The sequence below is a fragment of the Paraburkholderia sp. genome (assembly GCF_035501035.1).
Lineage (GTDB): Bacteria > Pseudomonadota > Gammaproteobacteria > Burkholderiales > Burkholderiaceae > Paraburkholderia.
Genome location: NZ_DATJWR010000250.1, coordinates 1 through 11,819 on the forward strand (window position 1 = coordinate 1; position 11,819 = coordinate 11,819).

The window sequence follows — 11,819 nt, forward strand, 5'->3', positions numbered from 1 at the left end:
TCGGTGGCGGGCGAGAAGCGGTAGATGCTCAGGTAGTGCGCGTATTCGTCGAGCGTATAGAGGAAAGGCTGGCCATCGAAGCGGCGCACCATGGGCGAGCCGCGCACGCCGCGCGCGGAGTGAAGCGCGGGATCGTCGGGGTACGCGAAGCGGTTGAGCGTGAAACCCGCATAGGTCCACTGCTTGCCGGGCGCCCGGCTGTAGTCGAGCGTGAAGCGCTTCGAACCGGTGAAAATGTTCGCGGGGTTGGCGGGGTCGAAGCTGGCTGCATCGACGAACGTCAGGCCGTGGAGGCGCCAGCCCAGCGTGCGCGTGCCCATCACGTAGCTTTCGAGCACGGCGCCCTGGCCGACGAGCGCGGAGCCGAACGGGCGCGGGCCCAGCGCCACGTTCTAGCGCAGCCGCAGCGTCACGCCGAACCAGGTCGGGTTCGCGGGCGGATAGTCCGCGCCCACGAGCGCGTTGCTCTCGTTGCCGATCGACATTGCCGCATAGACGTAGGTGCCGTTCGCCGCGATGGCGTCGCCGCCCGCGTTGCCCCAGCCATGCGCGTTGCCGCCCATGGCGAGCTTGTCGCCGCCGCGGTAGACGCCTATCTCGCTGCCGCTCTCGTCCCAGGGCGCGTTCGCGTAGACGGTGCCGTCGGGCGCGACGGCAATGGCTTCGACGTCGAGCTGCATCCACTTGCCGTCGCCGAAGCCGAAGCTGTTGCCAATCCAGGACGTGGTGTAGTTGAGCGTGCCTTGCGCGACACAAGGTTCGAAGGCGAGGCCTTGCAGCGCGATCGACAAGGCAATGAGGCGAGCGGCAGTTTTCACCTGGGTTCCCGTGAACATGAGCCTGCCGCAGGGTGCGCGGCAGTTGGGCGTGATGCTCGCACGCGCATGTAAGGAAATAATTCGGACAATATTCAGAGTGGGTAATGTGAATTCTTTTATGCCGATCTGATGGATGAGCGAGCCGCGCGGAGCGATTTTTTCGAATTCCGATGGGAATAATCGCCGGCCGCCGTGTGTTAGTTCCCGCATCTCCACCCCGGCACCGCTCTACGATCATGAAGTTCCGTGGGCCGCTCGACGAGCGGCCAGTCTCCGAAGCCGACATCCAGGCCTATAGCGACGGCACGCTAGCCGGCGCGCGCGCGGCGCACGTGCGGCGCTACCTTGCGGGCCAGCCCGGCGAATGGCGGCGGATCCTGTTTTACCGGCGCCTGAACGCGCAGATTCGCGATGCGTACCCCGAGCAGGCTGCGCCGCCGCTCAACGCGCCCCCCAGGCCGAGGCGCGCGTGGCGCTACGTCAGGGCCTTCGCCGCGGCGTTCGCGCTGGCCTGCGTGGCGCTGGGGTGGGTCGCGGTTTCGGAGCCGTCGCAGCAGGTGCTGAACGACGCCGCCGTGATGGCGCTGATGGAGGCTGAAAACGCGAAGCCGGGCGCGCCGGCCACCCCGGAAGCGATACTGGGGCCGGCGAGCGCGCCGTTCGATCTCGGCGCGGCGGGCCTGCGCTACCTTGGCGGCAGCGAAGTGAGGCTCGGCCCGTTCGCGAGCGCGCGGCGCTACGTCTACGAGAATGGCGAAGGCGAGCGCGTGGTGCTGCTGGGCGCGCGCGCGTGGCTCGCGAGCGGCGCGCCGCAGTGGAGCGCGCACCGCGCGGGAGCGTTGCGGCTCTTGATGTGGCGCCAGGGCGGCACGCGCTGGGTGCTGGCGGGCAATGCGCAAACGCGCGGGCTCATGCGCGCGGCGGACCTCGCGACGATGCCGCCGCGCGACAGCGGCGCACCGTGAATGCAATCGAGGATGGAACCCGGGATCAATCATGGACATCCGTGACGAGCTGATAGAGCACGTGCCGCGCCTGCGACGCTACGCGCGCGCGCTGATCAACAACCGCGAGCTGGCAGACGACCTCGTGCAGGACACGCTCGAACGGGCGATTGCCCGCACGGAGCTGTTTCGCTCGGGCACCGACCTGCGCGCGTGGCTGTTCACGATCATGCACAACATCTTCGTGAACCAGGTGCGCAAGTCGGCGGCGCGCGGCACGCATCTTTCCGTCGACGACGAGAACGTACCCGAAGCCGATTACGCCGTGCCCGCGACCCAGACCGGTGCGCTGGAGGTGCGCGATCTGGACTACGCGCTGCAGCGTCTGCCCGTCGAGCAGCGCCAGGTCGTGCTACTGGTCGGGCTGGAGGAGATGAGTTACGCCGATGTCGCATTGGCGCTCGGCATACCGATAGGCACGGTCATGTCGCGTCTGTCGAGGGGACGTGAGCGCCTGCGTGCGCTCATGGCCGGTTCCGTCCCGCGTGCGAACCTGAAGGTGGTGCGATGAGCGAACAACAGAATCCAGTCACCCAGGACGAGATCCACGCCTACGTGGACGGCACGCTCTCCGAGGCGCGCCGCGCCGACGTGGAGCGCGAACTCGAGCGCAACCCCGAGCTTGCCGCACGGGCGAGCGACTTCTTCGCGCTGAACAACCTGCTGCACGATCGTTACGACCGCGTGCTCAACGAGCCGCTGCCTGCGCGCCTGCGCGTGGCCGCGCCGGCGCCTGAGCGGGTGGCCGTGCGTGCGGCGGCGAACTGGACGCGCTTTGCGGGCTTGGCGGCCACGCTCGTGCTGGGCGTGGGAATCGGCTGGGGTGTGCACGATGGGATGGGCGGCTCGGGCGCATCTGGAGGCGCAACGACGATGGCGGGCGGCGGTGATCTGCGCGCGGTGAGCGCGGAAGGCACGGAGCGTTTTGCGCAGCAGGCGGCGCTCGCGCATGTCGTCTACATGCCGACCGTGGTGCGGCCCGACGCGATGGACGAGAGCCAGGAGCAGGACTTCGTGAAGTGGCTAGCCAACCGGCTCGGCACCAACGTCCACGCGCCGATGCTTTCGAAGAGCGGCTTCGAGCTCTCGGGCGGCCGCCTCTTGCCGGGAGAGGACGGCGAAGTCGCCCAGTTCATGTATCACAACGCGCAGGGCGAACGGGTGACGCTGTGCATCTCCCACCGCAAGACGAGCGCCAATACCACTGCGTTCAAGCTGTATCAGGACGGCCCGGTGAACGTGTTCTACTGGGTGGACGGCGACTTCGGCTACGCGCTTTCGGGCGGCATCGACCGCAAGGTGCTGCTGCAGCTCGCGCACGACGTCTATGCGCAATTGACGTCGCGCTGAGCACGCGGGCGGCGCGTCGCCACGCGCCGCCATTCTTGCCGCGTAGCCGCGCTCGAACGCGATGCGCGGCGCGCGGTGGGCGCTTACCTGAGCTTCACGGCAACGAAGCTGCGCGCATTGTTTCGCTGGATCAGCAGCGACATGCTCTTCGTCGCCTTCGCTTCGAGGGCTGCGGCGTCCGCCTGCGATTCGACCAGTGTGTCGTTCAGCGACAGCACGACGTCGCCGGGATGGACCCCGGCGGTTGCCGCCGGGCCGGTCGAGGCATCCACCATCAGGCCCAGTGGCAACCCGGTCGAGCGCTTTTCCTCCGCGCTCAGCGGGTGCATGACGAGCCCAAGGCGGTCCGCGGGACGATGCGGCGCCGGCGCCATCGCTGGTGCGATGGCGGCCTGGCCGCTCGTGTCGGACATCACCGTCTTGACGGCATGCACATTCGCGGGAGGCGGCGTGCTGACCGCATCCATGGCGACCGGTGCGCCTCGCGCAGCGGTCGCTGCTGTCGCCTGTGCTGCCTGCACTGGCTGTGCGCCATGCGCCGGCTGGGGTGGATCCGCCGTCTTCGCGCCGTACGCCGTGTTCTCGAAACCAGCCACTGCCGGCTGCCGGTTGCGGATCACCTTCAGCGAAGCCGGCGTGGCGGGCGGCATGGCGGCGAACACCGCCGCGAGCGTTGCGGCGCGATCGACCGGCTTGTTGCCGACCTGCACGATCACGTCGCCGGCCTTGATGCCCGCATTGGCCACGGGCGAGGCGGGATCCACGGCATCGACGAGCGCGCCGCCCGCGTGCGGCAAACCGAGCGCCGCCGCGAGCCCGGGGCTCACGTCTTCAATCTGCATGCCGAAGGTGTGGATCGTGCCCGCGCCGCCGGTATTGGCGGCGTTGGCCGCGTTGGCGGGCGCGCCCTTGTTCGCTGCCTGCAACTGCGCGCGGAACTGGTTGGCTGCGCTGATCGGAATCGCGAAGGTCAGTCCTTCGAAGCGGCCGCCGTCGGCGTAGACCTGCACGTCGATGCCGATCACCTCTCCCGCGCGATTGAACAGCGGGCCGCCCGAGTTGTCGGGGTTGACCGCGACGTTGGTCTGCAGGAACGGAAACGCCTTGCCGTCGGGCAGCGTGCGCGAGGTCGCGCTGATGATGCCGGTCGTCACGGTGTTCTGATAGCTGTCCGGCGAGCCGATCGAGAGCACCGGTTCGCCGACGCGCACCTTCGATGCAGTGTCGCCGACCTTCACGAACGGCAGATCGTGGCCGTCGATCTGCAGCACGGCGACGTCGCTTTGCGGGTCGACGGCGACCACCTGCGCCTTGAATTCGCGCTTGTCGCTCAGACGCACGGTGACTTCTTCGGCGTTGTCCACGACATGCGCCGTGGTCAAGACGACACCGTCAGGACTGACGATGAAGCCGGAGCCCGCGCCCATCATCACGCGCGGCGCGCTGGCGCTGGCGTCGGCCCCGGATGCCGGCCGCGGCGCTCGCTTGAAGAACGCGAAGAACGGATCGTCGGCATCGATGGCTTCCTGCTCCGGCGGCCCGGCCTGGTCGTCCGCGCTGCGCGCGATGACGTGCACGACGGCAGGACCATAGCGCTCCGCGAGGGAGAAGAAGTCCGGAGTGGCCATGGCGGCGGCCGGGGGATTGTCGGCGGCGGGCTGGTCCGCTGCGGCTTTGTCGGCGACGGCTTTATCGGCGACGGGCTGATCGTCGGCGGCTTGATCGTCGTCGGCCTGGTTGGCAGCGGCGGGCTGGTTGGGGGAGGGCCTCGCGGGCGGCGGTGGGGGCGTTGCCGCGATTGCCTGAAGGCAGAAAGCGCTGGCAAGCGCAAGCGTGAGCGCGGCCGCGGGGCGCGAAGTGCGGGCGAAGATCTGGCGGAGCACAGCACACCTCCCAGTGGTCATCGTGCTGGCGGGCGGAACCCGGATGCCGTAAGCGATCGGGTACCGACGCACATAGTAGTGTAGTCACGCTGCAAGGCAATTGGGGGGCAGGGTTTGTCCTGTAGCGCACCAAACGCGTCACGAAGGCGTCACGAAGGATTCGCGGCGCATCGAAGGTGGTGGGCTGCGCGGTGGGCGAGCGTGGCGGGTCGGGCGTGTGGTCGAGGGTGTGTGGTCGGGTATGTATGGTCGGGTCTATGGCGGGGGCATGTGGTAGGGCGCCTGGTCGGGCGCGAGGTGCAGACCTGGTGGCGGGAAAGCGGCGCCAGGCAGGCGCGAGTCGCCCCGCTCGAGAGGAACGGGGCGTTTGTCTTTGGCGCAGCGCGACGATCGCTTTCAACTGCCCGAATAGATATTGCAGAAGCTCACCGGCCCCACGCACGTCGTGTGGGGCGCGCCGGCATCGCTCGTGCCCTGCATGGGCGCGCCCATGGCGTCGGGCTGCTGCTTCGCTTTCGCATGCGCGACCTGTTGCGCGAAGACAGGGCTCACGTCGGGATACGAGCTGTCGGTCACGAATTGCGAGCCGTTGGCCTGCGCGTCGATCAACTCCTGGCGCACCTGGGCGCGCGTGAGGCCTTGAGCCGAGGCGGTAGAAAGGGCCCCGATGCAACCCAGCGCAACCAGAGAAGCGATAAGCGGGCGACGAATGTTCATTTCGAACTCCTTAAGAAATAGCGTGGTTCGGCGGCCGGCTGAGGTCCGGTCGATTCAACGGAGACTGCAATGGGTATACCCATGCAGGCAGACAGCTATTCCCGTGGAGTTGTAACGCTGGGAGACGGCGTCGCGCGCCGCCTATGTGAACAGACCCTATGTGAGCTGCACCTGGAGCCAATACGGCAGATCCGCGCCGATCAGGTTGACGCCCAGCAGCGCGAGCGCGCCGGCCAGCAGCAGCACGAGCGGACTGACCCGCGTTTTGAGCAGCACGCAGAGAGAGACGACGGCAATTGCCTTCGCGGGAAGGCCGCCGTTTAGCGACTTGAGCAGCACCCAGCCTGCGGCCAGCATCATGCCGGCAGCGATCGGGCGCAGGCCGCGTTCCAGTGCCAGTTGCCACGGCGCGCCGCGATAACGGCCCCAGATATGAGTCACGCCGTAGATGAGAAAACCGGTCGGCAGCAACAGCGCGGCGGTTGCGACGACCGCGCCCCAGAAGCCGCCAACCTGCCAGCCGATCAGCGTGACGAGCAGCGAGCCTGGTCCCGGCGCCATACGCGAGATCGCGAAATCGGCGGCGAACTGCGAATGTGTCATCCAGGCGTGCACTTCGACGACCTGACGCTGGATCTCCGCGATGATCGCCTGGCCGCCGCCTATCGTCACGAGCGAGAGTGGCGCGAAGATGGCGGCGAGTTGGCTGAGAATACGTGTGTTCATCGCGCACCCCGGCGGATCGCCACGTATTCGCAGAACACACTGAGGCTGCCGCCGATCAGGACCACCCACACCAGAGGCAGGCGCAGGATGCCGATCGCAAGAAAAGTCGCTGCCATCAACAGCAGCGGAAGCCCCTGCCGCCGCACGCGCCTCGCGGTGACGACACCCATCGACAGCGACAATCCCGTGGCCGCTGCCGCAGCGCCCGCAATCAGGACCTGCGTGAGGGGATGCAGGATCAGCGCGCCGACCACGCTGCCGAGCACGACGATCACGAACGCGGGCGGCACGAGGACACCGGCAACGGCGAGTGCAGCGCCGCGCCAGCCGAACAGCCGGTGGCCGATCCAGATGGCCATGTTCTTCACGTTGATTCCGGGCAGCGCCTGCGATATGGCGAGCCCATTGAGAAAGTCCTCTTCGCTGATCCAGCCGCGATCCTGGACGAATTCGCGCAGCAGCCAGCCGCTCAAGCCGCCGCCGAAGCTGGTGAGGCCAATCCGGCTGAATATCAGAAAGAGCCCGAGCAGCGTGGGGCGCGGGCTGGTGTGTGGCGAGGAAGCAGTCACGGAAGTGGCGCAGATGAATGACGCCGATCGCTCGGCAGTTTTTCTTTCGCGACCTTTCTATCCGGTTCCAGTCTGATTTGGTTGACCTTACATCGGTGTCCGGATGGTAGCGCGTCGCCGCAAGGAGCGTCGAAATTATAGCGCCGCGGTGTTTGCCATGTGAACGCGCCAGCGAAGCAGTGGTGGTCAGTTTTCGTTATCGATAAATGAATTAGATGGCTTGCCGGGACGATTGGCATAGCTGGTGCGGACGTTGCGTAATAGCATGGTTCCACCCTGCCGAGGCGGGTTCCGGCGGGCACAACCGTGCAGACGCCGTGCAGGCAGGCAGCAGCAACGGCGAACCTCGCATCGAGAAGGGCCGCAGGAGAGAGAGCATGTTCAAGTGGTACACCGAGTTGACCTCGCCGGAAAAGCGCACGTACTGGGCATGCTTCAGCGGCTGGGGGCTCGATGCGATGGACACCCAGATGTACGCGCTGGCCATTCCCACACTGATCGCGCTTTGGGGCATGACGCGCGGCCAGGCGGGCATACTCGGCACCACCGTGTTGATCATGGCGTCGCTCGGCGGCTGGCTCGCGGGCATCCTTGCCGACCGCTACGGGCGTGTGCGCGTGCTGCAGATCACCATTCTGTGGTTCTCCGCGTTCACGCTGCTCTCTGCCTTCACAAATTCATTCGGTCAACTGATGATCACGCGCGGGCTGCAGGGCCTCGGTTTCGGCGGCGAATGGGCCGTGGGCGCCGTGCTGATCAGCGAAACGATTCGTCCTGAGGTGCGCGGGCGCGCGGTCGGCTCGCTGCAGGCAGGCTGGGCGGTGGGTTACGGCGTGGCGGTGCTGCTTTCCACGCTGCTCTTCAGCACGCTCGAACCGTCGCTGGCCTGGCGCGTGCTTTTCGCCATCGGCCTGCTGCCCACACTGCTCGTGCTGTGGATTCGCCGCCATATCAAGGAAGCGCCGTTGTTCGAGCAGATTCGCCGCGAACACGTCGCCGACCGGCCGAGCGTGTGGGCCGTATTCGCCGCGCCCACGCGCGCCACCACGCTCAAGGCCATCTTGCTGACCTTCGGCATCTATGGCGGCAACTACGTCATGATCACGTGGCTGCCCGCATATCTGAAGCTCGCGCTGCATTTGTCGATCGCCAACGTCGGCGGTTATCTCGCGATCAACATTCTCGGCTCCTTTGCCGGCGCGTTTCTCAACGGCTGGATGGCGGACCGCTTCGGCCGCCGCCGCACCTTCATCGTGATTGCGTGCCTGCAGGCCATTGCCGTGGCCACCTATACGCTCGCGCCCATCACGCTGCCGGTCACGCTGGTGCTGGGTTTTGTGCTCGGCACGCTGCAGTCGGGCACGGCGGCCGGCACGGGCGCTTATATCGCGGAGCTGTTTCCCACTCGTATCCGCGCCTCGGCACAGGGGCTTTGCGGCAACGCGGGCCGTGCGATCGGCGCGATCATGCCGACGATGGTGGGCGTATTGAGCGCGAAGCTCGATCTGGGGGCGGCAATGGGGCTTTGCGCGTGCGTTTCCTATCTGCTCGTCGTGACCGCTGCGTTGCTGCTGCCCGAGACGCGTGGGCGCGATCTCTCGCACGTTGCGCAAGATGGCGCAGTGACGCCAGAAGCGGGCCCGGAAGTGGGCCCCACAGCGGGCCCCAAAGCGGCGGCCAGCGAAGTGCGCATGCAGTAAGCGCGCACGGCGAACAACGCGCGCTGAACGACGGGGCGGGCGTGGCATGAATATGCGGCGCCCGGGAAGCTTATCCGGAGGAGCGGGTGCAGGCCCTAGCGGCTTTGCACGTGCTTGATGAGATTGTTGCGTAGCGTGACGATCTGCTTCTGAAGTTTTACGAAGTCTTCGGGTGCGAGCGCGGTCGCGTCGGTGAGGTCCATTTTCAGGCACTTTTCGCGCAGCCGGCGCCCGTTCTTCGTGAGACTCACGCGCACCTGGCGCTCGTCTTCGGGATCGCGCCGCCTTTCCAGATAACCCATCGCCTCGAGCTTCTTCAGCATCGGCGTGAGCGTATTGGATTCGAGGAAGAGCTTCTCGCCCAGGCCACTCACGGTCTGGTCGTCTTCTTCCCAGAGGGCCACGATCGCGATGTATTGCGGGTAAGTGAGTCCGAGCTCCTCGAGCATCGGCTTGTATGCCTTGCCGAAGGCAAGGTTCGTGGAATAGACCGCGAAGCAAAGAAAGTCGGAGAGCGGCATCTCCGCGGGGCGTTCCGTCGATTTCATCGGGGTCCTCGTTGGGGAAGACGCCGAAGGGTGCGTGGCGTCTATATCGCATGCGATTATATCGTAACGGATGAAACCGTGGTTGCCGCCGCGCTCATCAACCGGGCCGGCATGCGTCGGAAGCGACGATCCATGCCGGTCCGGCGAAACCGGGCATGAGGTTAGTGGTGGGCGAAGAGCGTATCGCGCTGCGTGACGGTTACACGGCTTCCCATTTCGGAGCGGCTGGCGAGCGTGCCACCATACCCTGCTTGCGCGGCGCTGTCGCCGGCGGCTGCGAGCGTTTGCAAGCTCTGACCCCGTTGCGAATCGGGAGCGCCAACAGTGGGCCGGTAGGCGGGCGCCGGGCCATAGCCGCTGGCGAACGCGGGCACGGCAGCGAAGGCGGAAAGGGCGGCGAACAGGGCAACGATGAGTTTGGTCTTCATGATCGGATCTCGCGAAAGGATTGAAATGTTGGGCAAATGGCGTATGCGTGACAGGCTCAGGCAGTGAAGACGTCCATGGCGACTTCGATGTTTCCGTGCACGGCCTTCGAATAGGGGCAGATTTGATGGGCCGTGTGCGCGAGTGCCTCGGCGACATCCTGGGCGACCCCCGGCAGGCGGACCGCGAAATGCGCGCCGAGGAACCAGCCCGGACCGGTCTGGCCGATATTGACCTGAATATCGACGGAAGCATCGACCGGCAATTCGACCTTCTTCAACGACGCCGCGATGCTGAGCGCGCCGAAGTAACAGGCCGACCAGGCGCCCGCGAAGAACTGTTCGGCGCTGGGGTGAGCGGGGGCGCCGATGAATTCGTGGCTATCGCCGCCTGTGCCCGACAGCTTCATGTCGACGGTGCCGTACTCGCCGCGTTGTGCAGCCGGATCATGGTTCACGGTCGTGTGGGTCTTGCCGGAGAAGATGACTTTTTCGATCTTGGTCATGATGGGTTCCTCTGTGACTTAGTATGGGTTCTGTTTAAATCGTATGCGATGCAATCGCATGCGTCGAATAATGGTCGAAGTGAGTCGCCATGTCAAGCGCAAAAGATTAAATCGCATGCGATGTATTGATAGGGGGAAAGAGGGGCCGTATCGAGCCCGGCGCAACGGCTGCTTGTGTTCACGCAGAATTCAATGCGCGGTCAGGGCGGCTATGATGGTTGGGCTCGCAGCGCCTCGAACGCTGTCTTCACCGTGTTCGCCGCGTGGCTCCGGGCGTGACGCTAACGAAACGCCTTGCCGCCATTGCTCATGCCCAGGAAAAAGACCAGCATCTGGTTTAGAGGTCTCGAACTGCTCGCTCGCATGAGCGATACGCGCCCGAAGAAAAAGGCTGGCACGCACAAAGCTGGGCCGCCAAAAAAAGTGAGCGCAGCGAGACCGGCCACGCGCGCCGATGAGCCGCGCGCGAGGCGCTCGCCATGGGTCCAGACGGCCGGCACGACGGGCAGGTGGATTCGCTCCTACCATTCCGCGCCGCCGTTGGCCGGGCACCTCGTCAACCATCTTGCGTACGCGCTGTATCTGCCAGCCACAGCGGCCCCCGATGCGGGCATGCCGCTCGTCGTCATGCTGCACGGCTGCAAGCAGACGGCGGAGTCGTTTGCCGCGGGCACGCGGATTTGCCGGCTGGCCGAGCGCTCGGGTTTTGCGGTGCTGCTGCCCGAGCAGGCGAAGACCGCGCACGCGCAACGTTGCTGGCACTGGCACGGCGATCTTGCGCAGTCCGAGGCGCCAGCCGTCGCCTCGCTCGTCGAGGCGATCGAGCGCCAATACGGTTTCGACCGCGAGCGCGTCTATCTGGCGGGCATTTCGGCGGGGGCGGGCCTCGCGGCCGCGCTGGCGGTGCGCTACCCCACGCTCTTTGCCGCCGTTGGCCTGCACTCCGGGCCGGTCTTCGGCGCGGCCAGGTCCACGATGACTGCGGTCAACGTCATGCGCCGCGGCAGCCGCGAAGACCCCGTGGGTTTAATCGATGCCTGCGTCGACGTAGCCACGTATCCGGGCATGCCCGCCATCATCCTGCAAGGCGAACTCGATACGGTCGTGGCCAGGCACAACGCCATGCAGCTCGGCGTGCAATTCGCGCGCGTCAATCAGTTGCTCGATGCGCAGGGCGCGTTGCGTGTTGGCGAGATTCGGACTTATAGCGGCGAAGCGGTGGAGTACACCGACTACCTGAGGTCGGGCAGGCTGCTCGTGAGGGTAGGTGTCGTTCGAGGGTTGGGGCATGCATGGAGCGGCGGCGACCCGAGCGAACCATTTCATTCGGCCCGAGGCCCCAACGCTACAGCCATGCTGTGGCAATTCTTCCGGCGGCAGCGCCGAAGCATGGAGCGTCAGCTGAGGCGATCGCCGGCGTGAGCGCGGTTTCATCCTGTGCTCGCACGCTGCACTTTCGCAGGAAGCAGCATGGCCGCCGCGAAGCACAGGAAGTGAATGCCTGAGAGCATCGCGAAGGCCAGCAGAAAGTGCCGTGGCTGCACGCCGGAGCTGGTTGGCACTGCCAGGGAAA

Annotated in this window: 12 protein-coding genes and 1 pseudogene; 5 read left to right on the forward strand and 8 right to left on the reverse strand. The window is 66.1% G+C overall.

The window, feature by feature from the left end; translation table 11 throughout:
- Window positions 1-836, reverse strand: a pseudogene (locus VMJ11_RS18700) (hypothetical protein); the annotation flags it as partial.
- A gap of 218 nt (window positions 837-1,054) precedes the next feature.
- Here VMJ11_RS18700 and VMJ11_RS18705 point away from each other — a divergent pair.
- Genes VMJ11_RS18705 through VMJ11_RS18715 form a run of 3 tightly spaced genes read left to right on the forward strand, consistent with a single transcriptional unit; the run spans window position 1,055 to window position 3,172 of the window.
- Entirely contained in the window at window positions 1,055-1,783 is a 729-nt protein-coding gene (locus tag VMJ11_RS18705; RefSeq protein WP_325620881.1) for a transcriptional regulator, read from the forward strand.
- A gap of 31 nt (window positions 1,784-1,814) precedes the next feature.
- The gene (locus VMJ11_RS18710; protein WP_325620882.1) at window positions 1,815-2,333 is read left to right on the forward strand and encodes a sigma-70 family RNA polymerase sigma factor; all 519 of its coding nucleotides are present in this window, start codon (window positions 1,815-1,817) and stop codon (window positions 2,331-2,333) included.
- Window positions 2,330-3,172: an anti-sigma factor gene (locus tag VMJ11_RS18715; protein WP_325620883.1), complete on the forward strand. Its 843-nt coding sequence runs from the start codon at window positions 2,330-2,332 to the stop codon at window positions 3,170-3,172. The genes VMJ11_RS18710 and VMJ11_RS18715 overlap by 4 nt, the downstream gene beginning before the upstream one ends.
- An 83-nt stretch (window positions 3,173-3,255) precedes the next feature.
- Here VMJ11_RS18715 and VMJ11_RS18720 read toward each other — a convergent pair whose 3' ends face one another.
- From VMJ11_RS18720 to VMJ11_RS18735, 4 genes are all read right to left on the reverse strand, one after another.
- Window positions 3,256-5,055, reverse strand: a complete 1,800-nt coding sequence (locus VMJ11_RS18720; RefSeq protein ID WP_325620884.1) for a trypsin-like peptidase domain-containing protein — start codon at window positions 5,053-5,055, stop codon at window positions 3,256-3,258.
- A gap of 396 nt (window positions 5,056-5,451) precedes the next feature.
- On the reverse strand, window positions 5,452-5,772 hold the full coding sequence (locus VMJ11_RS18725) for a DUF4148 domain-containing protein (RefSeq protein ID WP_325620885.1): 321 nt from the start codon (window positions 5,770-5,772) through the stop codon (window positions 5,452-5,454).
- Window positions 5,773-5,928: 156 nt separating this feature from the next.
- A complete protein-coding gene (locus VMJ11_RS18730) occupies window positions 5,929-6,498 on the reverse strand; it encodes a chromate transporter (RefSeq protein ID WP_325620886.1) in 570 nt (189 codons plus the stop codon).
- On the reverse strand, window positions 6,495-7,067 hold the full coding sequence (locus VMJ11_RS18735; RefSeq protein WP_325620887.1) for a chromate transporter: 573 nt from the start codon (window positions 7,065-7,067) through the stop codon (window positions 6,495-6,497). Before VMJ11_RS18735 ends, VMJ11_RS18730 begins: the two co-directional genes overlap by 4 nt.
- A 377-nt stretch (window positions 7,068-7,444) precedes the next feature.
- Between VMJ11_RS18735 and VMJ11_RS18740 the strand changes: the two genes are divergently transcribed.
- Window positions 7,445-8,767 (forward strand): MFS transporter, encoded by a 1,323-nt coding sequence (locus VMJ11_RS18740; protein ID WP_325620888.1) that lies wholly within the window; start codon window positions 7,445-7,447, stop codon window positions 8,765-8,767.
- A 95-nt stretch (window positions 8,768-8,862) separates the two neighbouring features.
- Here the strand turns inward: VMJ11_RS18740 and VMJ11_RS18745 are convergent, their stop codons facing one another.
- The 3 genes from VMJ11_RS18745 to VMJ11_RS18755 all read right to left on the reverse strand — a co-directional run bounded on the left by VMJ11_RS18745 (window position 8,863) and on the right by VMJ11_RS18755 (window position 10,246).
- Window positions 8,863-9,315, reverse strand: a complete 453-nt coding sequence (locus tag VMJ11_RS18745) for a MarR family transcriptional regulator (RefSeq protein WP_325620889.1) — start codon at window positions 9,313-9,315, stop codon at window positions 8,863-8,865.
- Window positions 9,316-9,476: 161 nt separating this feature from the next.
- Complete coding sequence (locus tag VMJ11_RS18750; protein WP_325620890.1) at window positions 9,477-9,743, reverse strand: hypothetical protein; 267 nt, start codon at window positions 9,741-9,743, stop codon at window positions 9,477-9,479.
- Between the two features lie 56 nt (window positions 9,744-9,799).
- Window positions 9,800-10,246 (reverse strand): Ohr family peroxiredoxin, encoded by a 447-nt coding sequence (locus VMJ11_RS18755; protein WP_325620891.1) that lies wholly within the window; start codon window positions 10,244-10,246, stop codon window positions 9,800-9,802.
- A gap of 309 nt (window positions 10,247-10,555) precedes the next feature.
- Between VMJ11_RS18755 and VMJ11_RS18760 the strand changes: the two genes are divergently transcribed.
- Window positions 10,556-11,668 (forward strand): PHB depolymerase family esterase, encoded by a 1,113-nt coding sequence (locus VMJ11_RS18760; RefSeq protein WP_325620892.1) that lies wholly within the window; start codon window positions 10,556-10,558, stop codon window positions 11,666-11,668.
- Window positions 11,669-11,819 lie beyond the last annotated feature (151 nt).